The sequence below is a fragment of the Xanthomonas massiliensis genome (assembly GCF_900018785.1).
GTDB lineage: Bacteria > Pseudomonadota > Gammaproteobacteria > Xanthomonadales > Xanthomonadaceae > Xanthomonas_B > Xanthomonas_B massiliensis.
Genome location: NZ_FCOY01000007.1, coordinates 1,069,919 through 1,091,140, shown reverse-complemented (window position 1 = coordinate 1,091,140; position 21,222 = coordinate 1,069,919). Strand labels below are relative to the sequence as shown.

General features: G+C 70.8%; 18 protein-coding genes and 1 pseudogene. 15 read left to right on the top strand and 4 right to left on the bottom strand.

Translation table 11 applies throughout. The features are described 5' to 3' along the window. Nucleotides 1-37: 37 nt before the first annotated feature. The 15 genes and pseudogenes from BN3794_RS14960 (at nt 38) to BN3794_RS14890 (ending at nt 16,439) form a co-directional block, all read left to right on the top strand. Complete coding sequence (locus BN3794_RS14960; RefSeq protein WP_066098554.1) at nt 38-469, top strand: DUF3304 domain-containing protein; 432 nt, start codon at nt 38-40, stop codon at nt 467-469. A gap of 163 nt (nt 470-632) precedes the next feature. Beyond that, entirely contained in the window at nt 633-2,111 is a 1,479-nt protein-coding gene (locus BN3794_RS16085; RefSeq protein WP_160330936.1) for a T6SS phospholipase effector Tle1-like catalytic domain-containing protein, read from the top strand. A 22-nt stretch (nt 2,112-2,133) separates the two neighbouring features. After that, a pseudogene (locus BN3794_RS14950) lies at nt 2,134-2,495 on the top strand (DUF2345 domain-containing protein); the annotation flags it as partial. Nucleotides 2,496-2,653: 158 nt separating this feature from the next. Continuing rightward, complete coding sequence (locus BN3794_RS14945) at nt 2,654-3,814, top strand: MFS transporter (protein ID WP_201455287.1); 1,161 nt, start codon at nt 2,654-2,656, stop codon at nt 3,812-3,814. After that, on the top strand, nt 3,811-4,893 hold the full coding sequence (locus tag BN3794_RS14940; protein ID WP_078059789.1) for a LacI family DNA-binding transcriptional regulator: 1,083 nt from the start codon (nt 3,811-3,813) through the stop codon (nt 4,891-4,893). The genes BN3794_RS14945 and BN3794_RS14940 overlap by 4 nt, the downstream gene beginning before the upstream one ends. After that, the gene (locus BN3794_RS14935) at nt 4,890-6,077 is read left to right on the top strand and encodes an L-dopachrome tautomerase-related protein (protein WP_066098548.1); all 1,188 of its coding nucleotides are present in this window, start codon (nt 4,890-4,892) and stop codon (nt 6,075-6,077) included. Before BN3794_RS14940 ends, BN3794_RS14935 begins: the two co-directional genes overlap by 4 nt. A gap of 37 nt (nt 6,078-6,114) precedes the next feature. Further along, the gene (locus BN3794_RS14930) at nt 6,115-6,411 is read left to right on the top strand and encodes a putative quinol monooxygenase (RefSeq protein ID WP_066098547.1); all 297 of its coding nucleotides are present in this window, start codon (nt 6,115-6,117) and stop codon (nt 6,409-6,411) included. Nucleotides 6,412-6,463: 52 nt separating this feature from the next. Next, nucleotides 6,464-7,288, top strand: coding sequence for an aldo/keto reductase (locus BN3794_RS14925; RefSeq protein WP_066098974.1), 825 nt, complete (start codon nt 6,464-6,466; stop codon nt 7,286-7,288). A 55-nt stretch (nt 7,289-7,343) separates the two neighbouring features. Then, nucleotides 7,344-8,492, top strand: coding sequence for an MFS transporter (locus tag BN3794_RS14920; protein WP_066098971.1), 1,149 nt, complete (start codon nt 7,344-7,346; stop codon nt 8,490-8,492). Nucleotides 8,493-8,513: 21 nt separating this feature from the next. Continuing rightward, a complete protein-coding gene (locus BN3794_RS14915) occupies nt 8,514-9,887 on the top strand; it encodes an amidohydrolase family protein (RefSeq protein ID WP_066098545.1) in 1,374 nt (457 codons plus the stop codon). A gap of 81 nt (nt 9,888-9,968) precedes the next feature. Next, entirely contained in the window at nt 9,969-10,697 is a 729-nt protein-coding gene (locus tag BN3794_RS14910) for a gluconate 2-dehydrogenase subunit 3 family protein (RefSeq protein WP_066098543.1), read from the top strand. Nucleotides 10,698-10,699: 2 nt separating this feature from the next. After that, on the top strand, nt 10,700-12,475 hold the full coding sequence (locus BN3794_RS14905) for a GMC family oxidoreductase (RefSeq protein ID WP_066098541.1): 1,776 nt from the start codon (nt 10,700-10,702) through the stop codon (nt 12,473-12,475). Between the two features lie 12 nt (nt 12,476-12,487). Further along, on the top strand, nt 12,488-13,861 hold the full coding sequence (locus tag BN3794_RS14900; protein ID WP_066098540.1) for a cytochrome c: 1,374 nt from the start codon (nt 12,488-12,490) through the stop codon (nt 13,859-13,861). 63 nt (nt 13,862-13,924) lie between these two features. Beyond that, nucleotides 13,925-14,656, top strand: coding sequence for a gluconate 2-dehydrogenase subunit 3 family protein (locus BN3794_RS14895; protein WP_066098539.1), 732 nt, complete (start codon nt 13,925-13,927; stop codon nt 14,654-14,656). Nucleotides 14,657-14,672: 16 nt separating this feature from the next. After that, nucleotides 14,673-16,439 (top strand): GMC family oxidoreductase, encoded by a 1,767-nt coding sequence (locus BN3794_RS14890; RefSeq protein WP_236493273.1) that lies wholly within the window; start codon nt 14,673-14,675, stop codon nt 16,437-16,439. A 77-nt stretch (nt 16,440-16,516) separates the two neighbouring features. Here BN3794_RS14890 and BN3794_RS14885 read toward each other — a convergent pair whose 3' ends face one another. The 4 genes from BN3794_RS14885 to BN3794_RS14870 all read right to left on the bottom strand — a co-directional run bounded on the left by BN3794_RS14885 (nt 16,517) and on the right by BN3794_RS14870 (nt 20,997). Continuing rightward, nucleotides 16,517-17,689, bottom strand: coding sequence for a HupE/UreJ family protein (locus BN3794_RS14885; RefSeq protein ID WP_066098535.1), 1,173 nt, complete (start codon nt 17,687-17,689; stop codon nt 16,517-16,519). Then, the gene (locus tag BN3794_RS14880; RefSeq protein WP_201455286.1) at nt 17,686-18,567 is read right to left on the bottom strand and encodes a DUF3500 domain-containing protein; all 882 of its coding nucleotides are present in this window, start codon (nt 18,565-18,567) and stop codon (nt 17,686-17,688) included. Before BN3794_RS14880 ends, BN3794_RS14885 begins: the two co-directional genes overlap by 4 nt. Before the next feature lie 484 nt (nt 18,568-19,051). After that, a complete protein-coding gene (locus tag BN3794_RS14875; protein WP_066098533.1) occupies nt 19,052-19,588 on the bottom strand; it encodes an FUSC family protein in 537 nt (178 codons plus the stop codon). After that, complete coding sequence (locus BN3794_RS14870; protein WP_066098531.1) at nt 19,585-20,997, bottom strand: amino acid permease; 1,413 nt, start codon at nt 20,995-20,997, stop codon at nt 19,585-19,587. Before BN3794_RS14870 ends, BN3794_RS14875 begins: the two co-directional genes overlap by 4 nt. Between the last annotated feature and the right edge of the window lie 225 nt (nt 20,998-21,222).

Genomic DNA, 21,222 nt, shown 5'->3' with positions numbered 1-21,222 from the left:
GCTGCCTGCTTGCAGCCGCGAGAAAGGATACGAAACCATGGCCGACGATCCTGATTTGCTGGTCAACAATGGCGTCATCATCATCCCCTTCAACTACACCGAGTACGCGATCAACGACATCACGGTCGATGGGGTGTGGGCGGGGGGAGTCGATGTTTTCAGTGGGGGAGGAGGGGCGGCCGGGCTGCTGAAACCACGTGATCGCAGCAGGCAGCATTCGGTCAAGGTCGAATGGGATGTGGGCAGCCACTACGACCTGGCAAGCAATCGCTACCAGTCCGAGAAACCCTTGCAGGTGCATCACCGAGCCATGGTTCCCATCAAGTTCCCTTATCCTGACGAGTTCGAGGTATTGGCCCTGCATTTCTATCCCGATGGGCATGTCGAGGCGGATTTCACTGGCATGTTCCCCGAGCCACGTGTTGCGCCCCCCTCCGGTTTCGACCTGGGAGCCGGCAGCCGTGAGTGAAGTTCGCGATCCCACCCGTGTCCCTAGCCAGCATGATCCAGCACCGGGCGATCGCGCTCCGTGCATTGACGCGCAGCCGGCGACCGCGCGTCCGCGTCCTGCGCGAGGACTGCGCTCATTGACGGCGGCCGAACAGGTACAGAGGCAGCGTGCATTGGCATGCTTGGCTGCGGACAAGGAAACGGCCACTGCCGGGTGCAGCGATACGCTGGACTATGCCGTGTTCTTTGACGGCACGAACAACAACCGGGATATGGAGATGCGCAAGCCAGTGGAAAGGCGTGCCCTGTCCAATATATCCAAGCTCTTTGATGCGCATCAGTCTGGTGATAGGTATCGGCGGTTGGTTCGTTACATCGCTGGAGTCGGTACTTCCTTCGCGGAAGTCGGCGACTCGGGTGGAATACTTGGTTCTATGATTGGCAAGGGGGCTGAGCCTCGCATTCGCTGGGCCCTAGATGAATTGGATCGTGGAATCCAACGTTTTCCCGCTGGCGTCAAGATATCCCTGATCACGGTCTCCGCATTCGGTTTCTCGCGAGGGGCCGCCTCGGCACGCGCTTTCGTCCGCGACCTGGCCTCCAGGTGCAAGCAGGAAGGCGGGCGCTATCTCTATCGAGGCATCCCACTCCGCATTGGCTTCCTTGGGATTTTCGATACGGTCTGTTCGGCCTACGATTCGGTGGCGCAGGCTGCGGTTTCCAGCAACGGCGGGCACAATGGCTGGGCCCACGACATGCGGCTACCCGATATGGTAGAGCAGAGTTTGCACCTCACCGCGGGGCACGAGGCACGCATCCGTTTCCCGCTGGATTCCGTCCGCAACGGCGCCGCCTACCCGGGCAACGTACGCGAGGTCAGCTATCCAGGCATGCATGCCGATGTCGGGGGCGGCTATGCGCCGGGAGAGCAGGGACGCTACAACACGCTCTCGCGGTTCGCCCTGAACGAGATGTATCAGGTGGCAAGGGCTGGCGGAGTCCGGTTACTTGATGTGAAGACTCTTCTTGATGAAATCCGCGACGAATTCGACGACAAGGATCCGGCGTTGCGGGCGGCATTCAACGCCTATGTCCAGGCACTGGGCCGCAGTTCGGGGACGCTGGAGCAGTTTCAGGATGCCCACATGGAACTGCTGCACCGCTGGCTGAAGATCCGTGCTCCGGGTGCTTCAGCGACCGAGGCGATGCGCAACCTGGATGCGCAGAGGGATCAGGTGCAGCGAAGCATGGACCAGGCGCGGACGCGGCTGGAGGCATTCGTGCGCCGGCATGGGCCTGCCGGACTGGGGGCGAGTGTGGAGGAAAAGGCCCGGCGCGAACGCGACCAGCAGACGCTTCGCGATGGACATGAGCGCTTGCGTGATATCTCGGACCAACGCTCGGACCTAGAACAGGAAGACGGCAAGGTTGTCAGCGATATTGCGATTCTCCGGCGTCGTCGCGCACGTGGAGGCAAGCTGAGTCATGCCGAGTCGATCATGTTGAAAGCGTGGGACAACCCCGCGCCGCTGCCGGAAGAGGTCAAGCGGTTCTTCGATCTGTTCACGCACGACTCGGTGGCGCATTTCGACTATGACTCCAGTCGGTTGACCTCGTGGCGCACGATGTTCTTTGGAAGCAGCAAGTATTCTCCGACGTGAGAGCATGCCTCGGACCGACATCGGCGACGCGCGGCTGCACAGCGGGCAGGCGATCGGGTTGCTGGAGGGCACGCAGAAGACGACCACGCTGAGCGTGGTCAGCGGCGAGGGCGAGCTGGACGTGCAGGCGCAGAACGAAGTACGCCTGCGCTCGCGGCAGGGCCTGAAGGTGGTCAGCACCAACGCGGCGGTGGAACTGGCAGCAGGCAAGACAGTCCACCTGGCCGTGGCCGGCGGCGCCAGCGTGACGATCGAGGGCGGCAACATCACCTTCGCCTGCCCGGGCAACCTGCGCGTGCATGCGGCCCCAAGTCCTTCGCCCGGCCGGCCAGCCTTGGCTATACGCAGTTGAACCTGGGCCGCCCGATCCAATGGGTGGGATAACTGCTATGGCAGCTTCGTGGCTCCTTGATGAGGGAGTGAGGCCAGGCGTATGGTAGCGCTACCATTCCTGTTGGCGGCGATGCCGCCGTTGGTCCTTCCCGGTGACTGCGATGCCTAGCCCACCAGCCTCTCGACACGCCGCGCCGCTGTCCGGTGCGATGGTTGCCTTGTTCGCGGCGGCCTGCGGGTTGTCGGTGGCCAACATCTACTACACCCAGCCGCTGATCGACCTGATCGCGCCGGATCTGGGGCTGCCGGCGGCACTGGCCGGGCTGATCGTGGCGCTGACGCAGCTGGGCTACGGGGCCGGCCTGCTGTTGCTGGTGCCCTTGGCGGACGTGACCGAGAACCGCCGGCTGGTGCTGCGGTTGCTGGCCGGGGTGGTGCTGGGGCTGCTGGGCATCGCCCTGGCACGTTCGGCGACGGTGTTCCTGCTGGCCTCGGCGGTGGTGGGCATCTGCGCGGTGGCCACCCAGGTGCTGGTGCCGCTGGCGTCGCAGCTCACGCCCGAGGCCAAACGCGGGCGGGTGGTCGGCAATGTCATGGGCGGGCTGTTGGCCGGGATCATGCTGGCGCGTCCGTTCGCCAGTTTCGTGGCCGATGCCCTGGGCTGGCGGGCGGTGTTCTGGATCACCGCGGCGCTGATGGCGGGGCTGCTGCTGGTACTGCGCTGGCGCCTGCCGCGGCGCGATCCCGGGCACGGGCACTACGGGCAGACCCTGGCCTCGCTGCCGGGCTTGTTCGCGCGCACGCCGCTGCTGCGTCGCCGCGCGCTGTACCAGGGGATGATGTTCGCCGCGTTCAATTTCTTCTGGACCGCGGTGCCGCTGCTGCTGGCCCATGCCTTCCACTTCGACCAGCGCCACATCGCGGTGTTCGCGTTGGCGGGGGCGGCCGGTGCGCTGGCCGCGCCGCTGGCCGGTCGCCTGGCCGACCACGGCTGGACCCGCGTGGCTACCGGCGTGGCCCTGGCGGTGGCGGTGGCGGCCTTCGCGCTCGCCGGCTGGGCCGGGCTGCAGCATCGCCTGGCATGGCTGGTGGTCGCGGCGCTGTTGCTGGATGCGGCGGTGCAGGTCTGCCAGGTGCTGAGCCTGCGCAGCATCTACATGCTGGCCCCGGACCAGCGCGGCCGCCTCAACGGCTTGTTCATGACCGCGGTGTTCGTGTGCGGCGCGTTCGGTTCGGCGCTTGCCGCGGCGATCTACGTGCATGGCGGCTGGGGGTGGGTCGCGGTCGCCGGCGCCGGCTGCGCCGCCGTGGGGTTGGCCTTCTATGCCACCGAGTTCCGCCGGGGGGCGCGGGTCGGGGTGTCGGCATGAGCGGAATGAGCGGCGTGCGCCGCCCGCGCGGGGCCGGCCATTCGCGCGTGACGTTGCGCGAGGTGGCCGAGCGCGCCGGGGTCGGCCAGATGACCGCCTCGCGCGCGTTGCGCGAGCCGGAGAAGGTCTCGCCCGAGTTGCGTGCGCGGGTGCTGGAGGCGGTGCAGGCGCTGGGTTACGTCGCCAACCGCGTGGCCAGCGGCCTGGCCTCCGGCACCAGCAAGGTGGTGCCGGTGATCGTGCCCACGCTCACCCATGCGGTGTACGTGCCGTTCCTGCATGGCGCCAACGAGGTGCTCGGCCGCCACGGCTACCAGGTGCTGCTGGCGACCACCGAATACGAGGAGGGCGCCGAGGCCAGCCTGGTGGACACCCTATTGGGCTGGTACCCGGCCGGGCTGATGGTCGCCGGCGTGGACCACCTGCCGCATACCGCCGAACGCCTGCGCCGGGCGGCGGCCGAGGGCCTGCCGGTGGTCGAATTCATGGACCTGGTCGAGACTCCGATCGACATCAACGTGGGGTTCTCCCATCGCGCGGTCGGCGAGGCGGTGGCGCACTGGTTCGCCGACCGCGGCCACCGCCGCGTCGCCTATGCCGGCACGCTGGCAGCCACCGACCTGCGCAGCGCGCGCCGCGCCGAGGGCTTCCTGGCCGTGGCGCGCGCGCGCGGGCTGGCGCCGCTGGACCTGCGCAGCGAGGCGCCGTTCTCGATCGGCCTGGGCAGCCAGCTGCTGGCGCAGCTGCTGGAGCGCGAGCCGGCACTGGACGCGGTGTTCATGGCCAACGACGACCTGGCCATGGGCGCGGTGCTGGAGGCGCAGCGCCGCGGCGTGCAGGTGGGCGCCCAGCTGGCGGTGATGGGATTCAACGACCTGGAGATCGCCGCGGCCATGCGCCCGGCCATTTCCTCGGTGGCGGTGGACCAGGCCGGCATGGGCCGGCGCGCGGCGCAGCTGCTGCTGGAGCGCCGCGCCGGCCGCCATGTCCATCCACTCCGGGTCGACACCGGATTCCGCATCGTGGAGCGCGAAAGCACCAGGCCCGTGCCTGGTTTCTGCCCAGGAGGCAAAGAATGAAGACCCTGCGTGTGTTCACCGGCTGGCGCGCGCTGTTGGCGCTGGCCGCGGCGCCGTTGCTGGCGCACGCCGCCGACGCCACCGATCCGGCGGCGTTGCCGGCCGGTTCCTTCGAGGTGGTCGCTCGGTTCGACGGGCCCGGGCCGTCGGGTATCGCGGTCAGCCACGGCCGCGTGTTCGTCGGCTTCCCGCGGCATGCCGACAACCACGCCGGCATGAGCCTGGGCGAGCTGGTGGACGGGCGCCTGGTGCCGTTCCCGGACCGGGCGATGAACTATCCGTCCACCGCGCCGTATGCCGACTGGCTGGTGTCCGTGCACGGCATGACCACCGACAGCCGCGGCAACGTGTGGGTGATCGACGACGGCAAGCGCGCCGGCATCGACGGCATCCCCGACGGCGCGGCCAAGGTGGTCGGCTTCGACCCGGCCAGCGGCAAGGTGATCGGCAAGGTCGTGCTGAAGGCGCCGGCGCTGCTGCAGGACAGCCACATGAACGACCTGCGCGTGGACCTCACCCATGGCGCCAAGGGCACGGCCTACATCACCGATTCGTCCTTCGGCACCTCGCCGGCACTGGTGGTGGTGGACCTGGCCAGCGGGCGCCAGCGCCGGGTGCTGGCCGACCATGTCTCCACCCAGCCTGAAAAGGGCTTCCTGGCGATCCTGGACGGCAAGCCGATGCGCTACGACGCCAGGCACCCGACCTTCCCGGTCGGCGGCGCCGACGCGATCACCCTGAGCCCCGATTCGGCCACGCTGTACTACGCGCCGCTGACCAGCCGCCGCCTGTACGCGATCCCGACCGCGGTACTGGCCGACTTCGGCAACGACGAGGCCGCGCTGGCCGCGGCGGTCACCGACCTGGGCGAGAAGGGCTTCGCCGACGGCATGGCCACCGACCCGCAGGGCCGGTTGTACATCACCGACGGCGAGCACGATGCGATCCTGCGGCGCTGGCCCGACGGCCGCTTCGACGTGGTCGTGCGCGACCCGCGCATCGTCTGGCCCGACGGCATCTACGCCGACGAACATTACGTGTACGTCACCCTCGGCCAATGGGACCGCCTGCCGGGCTTCAATGGCGGCAAGGACCTGCGCCAGCCGCCGTACCTGCTGGTGCGCGCGCCGATCGAGCCGGCACCGCGGCTGAGCAGCGCCGGCGAGGCGGCGGCCAAGCCCTGATCCCGCCGCCCATCACGTCACTACAGGAGCACGCCCCATGTCCGATCCCATCCGGGTGGTCGCCATCGTCCAGGCCGCGCCGGGCGAGGAAGCCGCGGTGGAAGCCGCGATCCGTGCCTGCCTCGCGCCGAGCCGGGCCGAGCCCGGCTGCCGCGAATATACCGCCCACCGCGATACGCAGGTGCCCGGCCGCTTCGTGTTCGTCGAGCGCTGGGACGGGCCGCAGGCGCTGGCCGAACACGAAGCCACCGCGCATTTCCGGGCCATGGCCCAGGCGCTCGCGCCGCGCATCCGCGGCGAACTCCAGGTCCTGCGGCTGCAGGGGCTGGATTGATGCCGTGCCGGCCGCCCCGCGCGCCGGCACCCTCCCGACCAAGGAGTACACGATGAACCCGTATTTCGAACTCAACGACGGCAACCGCATCCCTGCCATCGGCTTCGGTACCTGGCCGATGGACGATGACGAGGCGCACGAGGCCGTGCGCCTGGCGCTGCGCGCCGGCTACCGCCTGATCGACACCGCCGCGCGCTACGGCAACGAGCGTGGCGTCGGCCTCGGCATCGCCGACGCGGGCGTGGCCCGCGAGGACGTGGTGCTGACCACCAAGCTGCGCGGCCAGGACCAGGGCTTCGACGCCACGCTGCGCGCCTTCGACGAAAGCCTGGGCAAGCTCGGCACCGACTACGTGGACCTGTACCTGATCCACTGGCCGCTGCCGCGCGTGGACAAGTACGTGGACAGCTGGAAGGCGATGCTGCGGCTGAAGGAGGAAGGCCGCATCCGTTCGGTCGGCGTGTCCAACTTCCTGCCCGAGCATGTCGAGCGCCTGCGCCGGGAGACCGGCGTGCTGCCGGCGGTCAACCAGGTCGAGCTGCATCCGGACTTCCAGCAGGGCGCGTTGCGCCAGGCGATGGCGGCGCTCGGCATCGTGGTCGAGTGCTGGAGCCCGCTGGGACGCGGCGAGGTGCTGGAGAACCCGGTGCTGGAGACGATCGCGCGCAAGCACGGGCGCTCGGTGGCGCAGGTGATCCTGCGCTGGCACCTGCAGCTGGGGCTGGTGGCCATTCCCAAGTCGCAGAACCCCGAGCGCATCCGCCAGAACCTGGCGCTGGGGGATTTCGCCCTCGACGACGGCGACATGGCCGCCATCGCCGCGCTGGATGCCGGGCGGCGCCTGGGCGGCGACCCGGCCACCTACGAGGAGTTCTGAGCCGGTGACCGTGCCCGCGCCCGCGGTGCGCCATCCCGGCCTGGCCGAGCTGGCCATGGCCGTGGGCGGCTTCGGCATCGGCACCGGCGAGTTCGTCATCATGGGCCTGCTGCCGCAGGTCGCCGAAGGCGTCGGCGTGGGCGAGACCCAGGCCGGCCATGCCATCGCCAGCTATGCGCTGGGAGTGGTGGTCGGCGCGCCGGCGATCGCGGTGCTGGCCGCGCGCTGGTCGCGCCAGCGCGTGCTGGTCGGGATGATGGCGCTGTTCGCGCTGGGCAACTTCGCCAGCGCCGCGGCCGGCGGCTATGCCAGCCTGGTGCTGTTCCGGTTCCTGGCGGGGTTGCCGCACGGCGCCTACTTCGGCATCGCCTCGCTGGTGGCGGCCTCGCTGGCCGGCCCCGGCGAACGCGGGCGCGCGGTCGGGCGGATGATGCTCGGGCTGACCGTGGCCACGCTGCTGGGCGTGCCGCTGGCGTCGTGGCTGGGCCAGGCGCTGGGCTGGCGCTGGGCGTTCGTGTTCGTGGCGCTGGTGGGCACCCTGGCCTGCCTGCTGATCCCGGCCTGGGTGCCGTACCGGGGCGGCGATCCGCAGGCGCGGCCGCTGCGCGAGCTGGCCGCGCTGCGCACGCCGCAGGTGCTGCTCACCCTGCTGATCGGTGCCACCGGCTTCGGCGGCATGTTCGCCGTGTTCAGCTACATCGCGCCCACGCTCACCCACGTCTCCGGCCTGCGCGACAGCCAGGTGCCGTGGGCGATGGCGGCCTTCGGCGCCGGCATGATCCTGGGCAACCTGGCCGGCGCGCGCCTGGCCGACCGCGGGGTGATGCGCGCGCTGGCACTGGTGCTGGGCTGGAACATCGCGGTGCTGGCGCTGTTCCACCTGCTGGCCCCGCACCTGGCCGGGGCGCTGGCCGGCACCGTGCTGGTGGGCACGTCCTCGGCGCTGATCGCGGTGCTGCAGATCCGCCTGATGGACGTGGCCGGGCAGGCCCAGACCCTGGCTGCCGCGCTCAATCATTCCGCGCTGAACATCGCCAACGCGCTCGGCGCGTGGCTGGGCGGCGTGGCCATCGACGCCGGGGCCGGCTGGCGGGCGACCGCCTGGGTCGGCGTCGGCCTGGGCCTGGCCGGCCTGCTCGTCTATCTCGTCTCGCTGGGGCTGCAATGCCGCCGTCCCGCGTCCGCCGGCGCCACGGCGCCCTGATCCACCCAGGAGGAACACACCATGACCGCGATATCCCGCAACCGAAGCGCACGTCGCCTGGGAACCGGCCTGGCCTGCGTGCTGGGCCTGGCCGCCAGTGCCACGGCCTGGGCCGACACCACCGCGCTGGAACACGTGCGCCTGATCGACGGCAACGGCGGCGCGCCCGCCGCCGACGTCACCGTGCTGATCGATGGCGGCCGCATCGCCGCGGTCGGGCCGGCAGGACAGGTGACGCTGCCGGCCGGCACCCGGCGCATCGACCTGGCCGGCCGCACGCTGATGCCGGGCATGGTCTCCGACCATTCGCACCTGGGCATGACCGACGGCACCAGCGCCGGCCCGCAGAACTACAACCGCGGCAACATCGAGCGCCAGTTGCGCCAGTTCCAGCGCTACGGCGTGACCACGGTGACCTCGCTCGGCCTGAACGGCCCGCTGTTCCAGACCCTGCGCGAGCAGGCCCATGCCGGCATCGGCGTGGGCGCGGACGTGTTCGGCGCCGACCGCGGCATCGGCGTGCCCGAGGGCGCGCCGCCGGTCGGCGTGGGCCCGGACCAGCTGTACCGCCCGGCCACGCCGGAGCAGGCGCGCGCGGCAGTGCGCGACATGGCCACGCGCAAGCCCGACCTGGTCAAGGTCTGGGTGGACGACTTCAACCACACCCTGGCGCACAAGATGAAGCCGGAGATCTACCGCGCGGTCATCGACGAGGCGCACCGGCACGGCCTGCGCGTGGCCGCCCACGTCTACTACCTGGAAGATGCCAAGCGGCTGGTCGCCGACGGCGCGGACATCCTCGCCCACGGCGTGCGCGACCTGCCGATCGACGATGCGCTGGTCGCGGCGATGAAGCGCCAGGGCACCTGGTACGTGGCCACGCTGGACCTGGACGAGGCGTTCTACATCTATGCCGAGCAGCCGGACTGGATGAAGGCGCCGTTCTTCCGCGGGGCGCTGCAGCCGGCGCTGGCCGCGCAGTTCGACGATGCCGCCTGGCGCGACAAGATCCTGGCCGACCCGGCCAAGCTGAAGGTCTGGGAGGACGGCCTGAAGACCAACCAGGCCAACCTCAAGCGGCTGGTCGATGCCGGCGTCAAGGTCGGCTTCGGCACCGATTCGGGGGCCATGCCGCTGCGCATCCCCGGTTTCGCCGAGCACCGCGAACTGCAGCTGGCGGTGCAGGCCGGGCTGAGCCCGCTGCGTGCGATCACCATGGCCACGCGCGACGCCGCCGCCCTGCTGGGGCTGGACGATCGCGGCGTGATCGCGCCGGGCAAACGTGCCGACCTGGTGGTGCTCGCCGGCGATCCCTCGCATGACATCGCCGATAGCGAAAAGGTCGAAGCCGTGTGGCAAAACGGAAGGCAGGTCGCCGGTCCCGTTGTACCCTAGTCGGGTCCGCGGCGATCCGCCTCATGCGACGGATCGCCGCGGCACCTTTCAAGCCAGCCATTCCCCACGTGGAGAGCCCGCATGTCCGATCCCACTTCGCCGGAGGCGATGTCGCCGTCGCGTCGTCGCCTGTTCAAGAGCCTGGGCCTGATCCCGCTCGCCGCCGCCTTGCCGGCGTGTTCGCCCGCCCCGTCTGGTAGCGCTACCAAGGCGGAAGCGGACAGCGGCAAGCCGTACGCGCCCACCTTCTTCACTGCCGCCCAGTACGCCTGCCTCGTGGCGGCGGCCGATCGCCTGATCCCGCACGACGCGATCGGCCCCGGTGCGGTCGAGCTGGACGTGCCTCAGTTCATCGACAAGCACATGGCCACGCCGTATGCCAGCGGCGCGATCTGGTACATGCAGGGGCCGTTCCTGGAAGCGTCCAAGGAATTCGGCTACCAGGGCAAGCTGGCGCTGCGCGACATCCTGCGCGTGGGTCTGGATGCGCTGGACAAGCACTGCGCGTCCGTGTTCGCCGGCAAGTCCTTCGCCGCGCTCGAGCCGGCCCAGCAGGAAACCCTGCTCAAGGGCGTGGAGAAGGGTGAGGTCGAGTTAGACGCCATCGATGCCAAGACCTTCTTCTCCTACCTGCTCGGCGAGGTGCGCAACGGCTACTTCGCCGATCCCGTGCACGGCGGCAACAAGGGCATGGGCTCCTGGAAGATGATCGGCTATCCCGGCATGCGCGCGGACTACCTCGACTGGGTCGAGGTGCGCGACCGGCCCTATCCGCTCGGCCCGGTCGATCTGGCCGGCAGGAGGGCGTGAGCATGGCCAACGTGAAACCGAAGACCGACGTGGTGATCGTCGGCCTGGGCTGGACCGGCTCGATCCTGGCCAAGGAACTGACCGACGCAGGCCTCAACGTGGTCGCCCTGGAGCGCGGCCCGGACCGCGACACGCAGCCGGACTTCTCCTATCCGCGCGTGGTCGACGAACTGGAAGGCTCGGTGCACCGGCGCTACCTGCAGAGCCTGCAGCAGGAGACGGTGACGGTGCGCCACAGCCCGTCCGACATCGCCGTGCCGTACCGGCAGATGGGCTCGTTCAAGCCGGGTACCGGCGTGGGCGGCGCCGGCAGCCACTGGTCCGGCTGCCACTTCCGGCCGTTGCCGGAGGACCTGAAGCTGCGCAGCAACGTCGAGCAGCGCTACGGCAAGAAGTTCATCCCCGAGGACATGACCATCCAGGACTTCCCGCTCAGCTACGAGGAGCTGGAACCGCACCTGTACATGTTCGAGAAGATCTGCGGCACCTCGGGCAAGGCCGGCAACCTCGGCGGCCAGATCCAGCAGGGCGGCAACCCGTTCGAGGGCGCCCGCTCCGGCGAGTACCCGCTGCCGCCGAACCCGAACTACCTGGGCGCGGAATGGTTCTACAAGGCCGCCAGCGAGATGGGCTGGCACCCGTACCCGATCCCGGCCTCCAATGCCTCGCGCCCGTACACCAACCCGTACGGCTGCCAGATGGGGCCGTGCAACTTCTGCGGCTTCTGCAGCGACTACGGCTGCCTGAACTACTCCAAGGGCACGCCCAACGTGTGCGTGCTGCCGGCGGTGCGCCGCAGCGGCCGCTTCGAGCTGCGCGCCCACTCGCAGGTGCTCAAGGTCAACCTCGACGGCACCGGCAAGAAGGCCACCGGCGTGACCTACCTGGACGCCCAGGGCCGCGAGACCGTGCAGGAGGCCGACCTGGTGCTGCTGTGCGCGTTCTCGCTGTACAACGTGCACCTGATGCTGGTCTCCGGCATCGGCACGCCGTACGACCCGGAGACCAACACCGGCACCATCGGCCGCAACTACTCCTACCAGAACCTCAACCGCGTGGTGCTGTTCTTCGGCAAGGACGTGCAGGCGAATGGCTTCATTGGAAACGGCGGCGCCGGCACCACCATGGACGACCTCAACGGCAAGCAGCTGGACAATGCCGCGGCCGGCTTCGTCGGCGGCGGCATCATCTGGGCGCGCCAGCCCGGGTCCGGCCCGGTGCGCGGCATCAACGTCCCGCCCGGCACGCCCGGCTGGGGCAGCCCGTGGAAGCAGGCCATCACCGATTCGTTCCGGCACTCGTTCTACTACGAGGTGCAGGGCGCGTGCATGTCCTACCGCCAGCACTACCTGAGCCTGGACCCGACCTACAAGGACGCCTTCGGCCGGCCGCTGCTGCGCATGACCTTCGACTGGCACGACAACGAGATCAAGGCCTCGCAGTTCCTGGTCGACAAGGCCATGCAGATGAGCAAGGTGCTCGATCCGATCGCGCTGTCGGGCGATGCCAAGAAGCCGGGCACGCACTACAACATCACCAACTACCAGAGCACCCACACCTGCGGCGGCGCGATCATGGGCGACAACCCCAAGACCTCGGCGCTCAACCGCTACCTGCAGAGCTGGGACGTGCCCAACGTGTTCGTGATCGGCGCCAACGCCTTCCCGCAGAACAACGGCTACAACCCGACCGGCCTGGTCGGCGGCCTGGCCTACTGGGCGGCCGCGGCGATCCGCGAGCTGTACCTGAAGAACCCCGGCCCGCTGGTGCAGGCGTAAGGAGACCCTGTCATGAAGAAGATCCTCCTCACCCTCGTGCTGGTCGCCGTGGTCGTGTTCGTGGCCGCGCTGGTCTACGCCTTCGTGCCCACCCACACCCGGGCCATCCCGGCCGCGGCCGGCACCGCCGATCCGGCGCTGATCGAGAAGGGCCGCTACCTGGCCGCCGCCGGCGACTGCACCGCCTGCCACACCGCGGCCGGCGGCAAGCCCTTCGCCGGCGGCCTGGGCATCGCCTCGCCGATCGGCGAGATCTACAGCACCAACATCACCCCGGATGCGGACACCGGCATCGGCGGCTACACGCTGGACCAGTTCGACCGCGCGCTGCGCCACGGCATCGCCGCCGACGGCAGCACCCTGTACCCGGCGATGCCGTACCCGTCCTACGCGCGCATGAACGACGACGACGTCAAGGCGCTGTACGCCTACTTCATGCACGGCGTGGAGCCGGTCAAGGCGGAGAACCGCAAGCCCGACATCGTCTGGCCGCTGTCGATGCGCTGGCCGCTGGCGATCTGGCGCAAGACCTTCGCCCCCGACCCGGAAAAGGTCGCCTTCGACCCGGCGCGCTATGCCGATCCGAAGATCGCCCGCGGCGCCTACCTGGTGCAGGGCCCCGGCCACTGCGGCAGCTGCCACACCCCGCGTGCGCCGACCCTGCAGGAGAAGGCGCTCGACGAGTCCGGCGCCGACTACCTGGCTGGCGGCCAGGTGATCGACGGCTGGGGCGCGGTGTCCCTGCGCGGCAACAGCGGCGCCGGCCTGGGCCGCTGGAGCGAGCAGGACATCGTCGACCTGCTCAAGACCGGCCGCAATCCGCATGCCGCGGTGATCGGCCAGCCGATGGGCGACGTGATCGAGCACAGCACCCAGCACCTGAGCGAGGACGACCTGCACGCGATCGCCGCGTACCTGAAGACGCTGCCGGCGAGCACGCCGGAGACGGCGTCCTACACGGCCAGCGACGCCACCGCCAAGGCCCTGCAGGCCGGCATCAACGACAGCCGCGGCGCCGAGCTGTACGTGGACAACTGCGCGGCCTGCCACCGTACCGACGCCAAGGGCTACGCCACCGTGTTCCCCTCGATCGAGGGCAACGCCACGGTGCTGGCCCAGGACCCGACCTCGGTGATCCGCCTGATCCTGGCCGGCAGCAGCATGCCGCCGACGCAGACGCGTCCGTCCAACCTGGGCATGCCCGGCTTCGCCTGGCGCCTGGACGATGCCGAAGTGGCGACCCTGGCCACCTACCTGCGCAACAGCTGGGGCAACAAGGCGCCGGCGGTGACCGCCTCGCAGGTGGCCAAGGTGCGTGCCACGCTGGACCCGGCGAGCAACCACGTCGCCGAGGACGATGCGCTGGCGGTGGCACCGAAGAAGTAGGGCACAGGCAGGGCGGTGCGCTGTCCCGGCGCACCGCCCGCCGCACATCGGGAGCACGTGCATATGGACAAGGTCGAGCGGGACGAGGCGTCGCCGGGACGCACCGGCCCCACGGTCGATCGCCGGCAGTTCCTGGGCCTGTCGCTGGCGGCGGCGCCGGCCCTCGCCCTGTCCGGTTGCGGCGGCGGCGGGTCGGCATCTTCCGCGTCCGCCGGCGGTAGCTACCGGCCCACGTTCTTCTCCGCCACCGAATGGGCATTCCTGCAGGCCGCGGTGGCGCGGCTGATCCCGGCCGACGCGCGCGGGCCGGGCGCGCTGGAAGCGGGCGTGCCCGAGTACATCGACCGGCAGATGGCCACGCCGTGGGCCGCGGGCCGGCGCTGGTACATGCAGGGTCCGTTCCAGCCCGATGCCCCGGCCACCCTGGGCTGGCAGTCGCGGCTGGTGCCGCGCGAGGTCTACCGGCTCGGCATCGCCGATGCCGAGCACTGGACCCGGGCCCGCCACGGCCAGGCCTTCGCCGCGCTGTCCGCGGACCTGCAGGACCAGGCCCTGCGCGCGTTCGAGGCGGGCACGGCCGGGTTCGCGCAGGTACCGGCCAAGGCGTTCTTCGCCCTGCTGCTGGCCAATACCCGGGAGGGCTTCTTCTGCGATCCGCGCCATGGCGGCAACCACGGCCTGGCCGGCTGGAAGCTGATCGGCTTCCCCGGCGCACGCGCGGACTTCATGGACTGGGTGGAACGCGACGCGGCCTATCCGCTGCCGCCGGTCTCCATCGACGGACAACGGGGCTGAGGCGATGGCGCGGGTGATGCCGAAGCGGGACGTGGCGGTGGTCGGCTTCGGCTGGGCCGGGGCGATCATGGCCAAGGAGCTGACCGAGGCCGGGCTGTCGGTGGTGGCGCTGGAGCGCGGCGCGATGCGCGACACCCAGCCCGACGGCGCCTATCCGGGCACGCTCGACGAGCTGACCTACAGCATCCGCAAGAAGCTGTTCCAGGACCTCTCGCGCGGCACCGTGACCATCCGCCACGCTCCCGGCGACACCGCGCTGCCGTACCGCCAGCTCGGCGCGTTCCTGCCCGGCGACGGCGTCGGCGGCGCCGGCCTGCACTGGTCGGGCGTGCACTTCCGCGTCGATCCGGTCGAGCTGCGCCTGCGCAGCCACTACCTCGAGCGCTACGGCAAGGCGTTCCTGCCCGAGGGCATCGCCATCCAGGACTTCGGCGTCAGCTACGAGGAACTGGAGCCGCACTTCGCCTTCGCCGAGAAGGTGTTCGGCACCTCCGGCACGGCGTGGTCGGTCAATGGCCAGGTGGTGGGGCAGGGCAGGGGCGGCAACCCGTTCGCGCCCGGGCGCTCCGACGATTTCCCGTTGCCGGCGCAGAAGCGCACCGTCTCGGCACAGCGCTACTTCGAGGCCGCCGCGGGCCTGGGCTACCACCCCTACGACATGCCCTCGGCCAACGCCTCCGGCCCGTACACCAACCCGTACGGCTGCCAGATGGGCGTGTGCAACTTCTGCGGCTACTGCAGCGGCTACGCCTGCTACAACTATTCCAAGGCCTCGCCCAACGTCAACGTGCTGCCGGCGCTGCGCCAGTCGCCGCTGTTCGAGCTGCGCACCCACAGCGAGGTGCTGCGGGTGAACCTGGCGGCCGACCGCCGCAGCGCCACCGGCGTGACCTACGTGGACGCGCAGGGACGCGAGACGGTGCAACCGGCCGATATCGTCATCGTCTCGGCGTTCCAGTTCCACAACGTGCGCCTGCTGCTGCTCTCGGGCATCGGCACCCCGTACGACCCGGCCAGCGGCACCGGCACCGTGGGGCGCAACTTCGCCTACCAGAACATGGCCACGGTGAAGGCGTTCTTCGCCGGCGACGTGCACAGCAACGAGTTCATCGGCGCCGGCGGCAACGGGGTGGCGATCGACGACTTCAACGCCGACCACTTCGACCACGGCCCGCACGGGTTCGTCGGCGGCTCGCCGATGTGGGTCAACCAGGCCGGGGTCAAGCCGATCGGCGGCATCGCCCTGCCCGAGGGCGTGCCCGGCTGGGGCAGCGCGTGGAAGGACGCGGTGGCCGAGCACTACACCCATACGGTGTCGATGGACGCGCACGGCGCGCACATGAGCTGGCGCGACAACTACCTCAGCCTGGACCCGACCTACACCGATGCCTACGGCCAGCCGCTGCTGCGCATGACCTTCGACTGGAAGGACAACGACACGCGCATGGCGCGGTTCATGGCCGACAAGCTGCACGGCATCGCCCGGGCGATGGGCCCCAAGGCCACGCGCGTGCTGGTGCGCGACTACGGCGAGCACTTCGACACCACCAGCTACCAGACCACCCACCTCAACGGCGGCGCGATCATGGGCACCGACCCGGCCACCAGCGTGCTCAACCGCTACCTGCAGAGCTGGGACGTGCACAACGTGTTCGTGCCCGGTGCCTCGGCATTCCCGCAGGGCCTGGGCTACAACCCCACCGGGCTGGTGGCCGCGCTGACCTACTGGTCGGCCAAGGCGATCCGCGAGCGCTACCTGAAATCGCCCGGCGCGCTGGCCTGAGGCCGCGCCCGGCCTGCGCCTTGCCGCAGGGTGTGGCCCGGCCGTGATCGGCGCAAGCGCGTGCGGCCGGCGGCGGCTCAGGTCGCCGCGGTGAGCGCCAGGCCGAGGTACCCGGTGCCGGCGACGGCGATCGCGGCCGAGCCCAGGCGCCTGATCGTCCGCAGCCGCGTGGGCGCCTGCGCGCCGCCATGCCGCTGCAGGGCCTGCAGCAGCGCGAACAGCGGCAGCAGCACCAGCAGGTGGCCACCCTCCACGCCCAGGCTGAAGCCGAGGATGGCGCGTACCAGTGTCGCATGCGGCAGGTGCTGCATCAGCGCCGTCAGGCCGCCGGCGAACCCCAGCCCGTGGAACAGGCCGAAGCCGAACGCCACCGCCAGCCGGCCGCGGCCGTGCGTGGCCCGTGGCCACAGCAGGTTCTGCAGCGCCACGAACACGATGCTGGCCGCGATCAGCGGCTCGACCACGCGCGCGGACAGGTGCACCAGTCCCAGCGTCGCCAGCACCAGGGTGAGCGAATGCGCCAGCACGAACGCGGTGACCACCTTCAGCAGCTCGCGCAGCGTGGCCGCGCCCAGCACCAGCGCACAGGCGAACAGCAGGTGGTCGTAGCCGCCGAGGATGTGGCGCACGCCCTGCACGAAGTAGGTCAGCAGTACCGGCGGACCGCTGTCGCCCGGTGCAGGGGCCACCGCGGCGGGCGGCGCATCGGTGCGGAATGCCAGCCGGTAGGACGCCTGGTCGGCGCTGCGCCGCTGCGCCAGCACCGCGATGCCCGGTTCGCGCGGGACCAGCGTATTGACCAGGTAGACCGCATCCGGATCGGGATGCGCGTGCGTGAGGGTCAGCGCGCGCTCGCCCGGGCCCGGCGGCAGGCCGGCCTCGAAGCCGAGCACGATCTCGCCGGTGCCTTGGGTGATCGCCGCCGGCTCGGGGAAGGTGGCGGTGACGAGGCGCAATGGCAGCGGCGTGCCGTCCACCGCCAGCACCAGGTCGCGCCGCACTCGCTCCACGCAGGCGTGCCGCTCCGCGTCGGAGAGCCGGCCGTCGCCATCCGCGTCGAGCGTGGCCAGCACCTGCGCGGCGACATCCACGCCCGGGACCAGGCGCAGCTGCAGGTCGATGTGCCGGCTGCCCAGGTCCAGCGTCGCCGCCTGCAGGTACTCGTCCAGCCGGTGCGCCGGCGCCGGCGCCGCCGCGATCAGGCCGAGCAGCAGCGCGACAAGCGCGGCGCCGGCGCGCGCCGGCCTCATTGCGCGGTGAACGCGCGCCCGTAGTCGTTGCTGGGGTCGCGGTACACGGTATGCACGTGCATCGTCGGATCCCCGCCCACGCCCTGCGGCGAGAACTCGATCAGCAGGTGCGGGCCCTGGATGCGGTAGTAGGCGCTGCCGTTGCGGTCCGGCGCGTGGGTGGTCGGCCCGCTCCAGGCGAACCAGGTCTGGTCCAGGTCCGCCTCGATCTGCGCCATCCGCGGCTGCGCGTAGGCCGCGTCCACGATTCCGGCCCATTCGGCGACCACCGCCAGCAGCCGCTTGCGCTGGTCGGCATTCATGCGCGAGGCCTGCAGCCCCTCGGGCACGATGGTCTCGCCCGAATGGCCGGGGCCGAGCACCAGGTCGTCCACCCGGTAGTCCAGGATCGCCTGCTTGCGCTGGTCCTCGTCCAGCGCGTCGAGCAGGGCGAAGGCCTTGTCGTTCTCGCCGGCGAGCACGCGCACGGTGCGGCCCTCGGCCTTGTAGACCGAGGGCTGGGCGCCGGTCAGGGTCGGGGTGAGCACGCCGTGCTCGCCGGCGATCACTACGTTCAGGCCGAGGTGGTGGCCGCCGAACTGGACCATCCACGGCACGTCGCTGCCCGGCTGGCCGAAGAGGCCCAGGGTGTACTGGTCGGTTCCGGAGGCGAAGTGGGTGCCGGTCTCCGACAGGGCCTGGTCCGAGCCCATGATGTCGAGCACCTTGCGGTAGCTCTGCGGGCTCAGCAGCATCTGCAACAGGTGCATGGCCGCCGCGCGCTGGGTCGCGTCCAGGCTGCCCAGTGCCAGGCCCGGGCGCGGCACATCGCTGAGCGGATAGTTGGACCACACCGCCTGGCCGTAGCGCTCGCCGACGAAATCGTCGCCCGGCCCCATGCCGGGGCCGCCGCCCGCCGGTCCGCCTGGCGGGTGACCGTTTCCGTCTGCCGCGTGCGCATCGCCGCCATCCTTCGCGCCAGGTCCCGGTCCCGGTCCCGGCCAGGCGGGCGGTGCATCCGGGCCACCGGGCGGTCGGCCCGCCGGCAGCGGGCTGCGCGCGAACCGGGCCGCTGCCGGGGCCTGGTGCAGATCGAAGTCGAACTGCACCTTGGCGCGCTGGCCGGCATCGAGCGAGGCCGGGAAGGCATCGGCCGCGGCGACGACCGCCGCGGTGCGTGCCTACGCCGTGTCGGCATCCGCCGCCGGCGCGGCGGCGGGGCCGCTGCAGGCGGACAGGCCGGTCCCCGGCACGGCCAACGCCAGCGCCGAGGCCAGCAGGGCCGTGCTCGTCATCGGGCGGTTCCTCGCGTTGCGTTGCGGCAAGCGTGCCGGGATCATCGCGGCCCGCACGGGACCGTGTGCCGCGCCCGCCGGCCGGCACTCATTCGCGGCGCCCGCGGCGCCGCGCGCGCCAGAGGTGCAGGTATTGGCGGCTGTTGGACAGGTGCGTCATCAGCAGCGCGATGGCGGTGCCTACGCAGGCCTCGGCGAAGCGCAGCGCCGAGTTGGCGAAAGCGTTGAGGTCCGGGTGCAGGCTGGAGATCACCATGATCACCGCCACGTTGACCGCGGCCTGGCGCCCGTTGTCTGCGTAGCGCGACAGCCGGCACACCAGCACCGTGGCGGCCACGCACAGCGCCAGTCCGCCCGCGCTGAACGGCAGCAGCGACAGGTACACCGCGGCGATCACTGCACCGGTGAAGGTGCCCAGCAGCTGGGCGCGAGTGGCCGACCAGGTCTCCTCGGCGGTGGTCTGCAGCGTGGTCATGCCGGCGATCGCGCACCACAGCGCGCCGATGGACGCGGACGGGCTGTGCAGCCCGTGCCCCATGGCGATGCCGAAGTAGAAACCGAGCAGCGCGGTCAGCCCGTAGCGGACGGTCCATACCAGCGCCTGGCGCAACTCCTGCCGGGTCACGCCGGTTGCACCCGGCTGTGGCGGCGTCCGTAGAGCAGGTAGACCACGATGCCCAGCCCGTTCCACAGCGCGAACCAGCGCTGGGTGGTGGCCGGCAGGCTGCAGAACAGGTACGCGCAACCGGCGATGGCGACCGGGCCGACCACCCAGGCCAGCGGGGTGCGGAACAGCCGTGTGCGCCCCGGCTCGCGCACGCGCAGCACCAGCATGCACAGCGCCACCGCGGTGAACGCGGCCAGGGTGCCGGCGTTGGCCAGCGCGGCGATCTCGTCCAGCCGCGCCACGCCGGCCAGCGCCGCCACCAGCACCGCGGTGACCGCGGTCATCGCCACCGGCGTGCCGGTGCGCGCGCTGACCTTGGACAGCCCGCGCGGCAGCAGCCCGTCGCGGGCCATCACGAAGAAGATCCGGCTCTGCCCGTACAGGAACGCCAGCAGTACCGTGGGCAGGGCGATCACCGCCGCCGCGCCGATCACCTTGGCCGCGCCGCCCTGGCCGAGCTCGCGCAGGATCAGCGCCAGCGGCTCGGCGCTCTTGCCGAACACGGTGTAGCTCAGCGCGCCGACCGCGGCGGCGGCGACCAGCACGTAGATCAGGGTGCAGCCGACCATCGAGCCGACGATGCCGATGGACAGGTCGCGGCCGGGGTTGCGGGTCTCCTCGGCCGCGGTGGAGATCGCGTCGAACCCGTAGAAGGCGAAGAAGATGATCGCCGCCGCGGCCATCACCCCGTGCTCCACGCCGCCGGCATCGACCGACTTGGCGAAGCCGTAGGGCATGAACGGGTGCAGGTTGGCCGCGTCGAAGTGGGGCAGGGCGATGGCCACGAACACCGCCAGCGCCACCAGCTTGACCGCCACCAGGATCGCGTTGAGCGTGGCGCTCTCGCGCGTGCCCAGCATCAGCAGCGCGGCGACGAGGAAGGTGATGGCCACCGCCGGCAGGTTGAGCACGCCGCCGGCATGCGGCCCGGCGGTAAGGGCCAGCGGCAGGTCCACGCCCAGCCCCCTGAGGAAGCCCACCGCATAGCCCGACCAGCCCACCGCCACCGTGCTGACCACCAGCGAGTACTCCAGGATCAGGCTCCAGCCCACCACCCAGGCGACGATCTCGCCGAGCGCGGCATAGCTGTAGGTGTAGGCGCTGCCGGCGGCCGGCATCATGGTGGCCATCTCCGCATAGGCCAGCGCCGCGCAGGCGCATACCAGGCCGGCGGCGGCGAAGGACAGCAGCACCGCCGGCCCGGCCTTGTCCGCGCCCACGCCGATCAGGGTGTAGATGCCGGTACCGACGATCGCGCCGATGCCCAGTGCGACCAGGTGCGGCCAGCCCAGCGTGCGCCGCAGCTGCCGGTCCGGCTCGTGTTCGGCGATGCCGTCGATGGACTTGCGGCGCAACCAGGGATGCATGCGGACCTCGTGGTTCGGAACGGAATGCCGGAAGTGTCGCCGATCCGGCGCGGCACATGCCAATGCCGATGGTCCCGGAGCGGCTGCCCACGGACCGATGCCGGCGCAGTGGCGTGGCTGGGGCGGCGGGAAGATGCCGGGACCGCGGTTCCCGGCTTCGCGCCGTCTCCCGGCACGGCGGCCGATGGGCCCGCCCCGGGGCGGCGGACGGGGATGTGCCGGAGG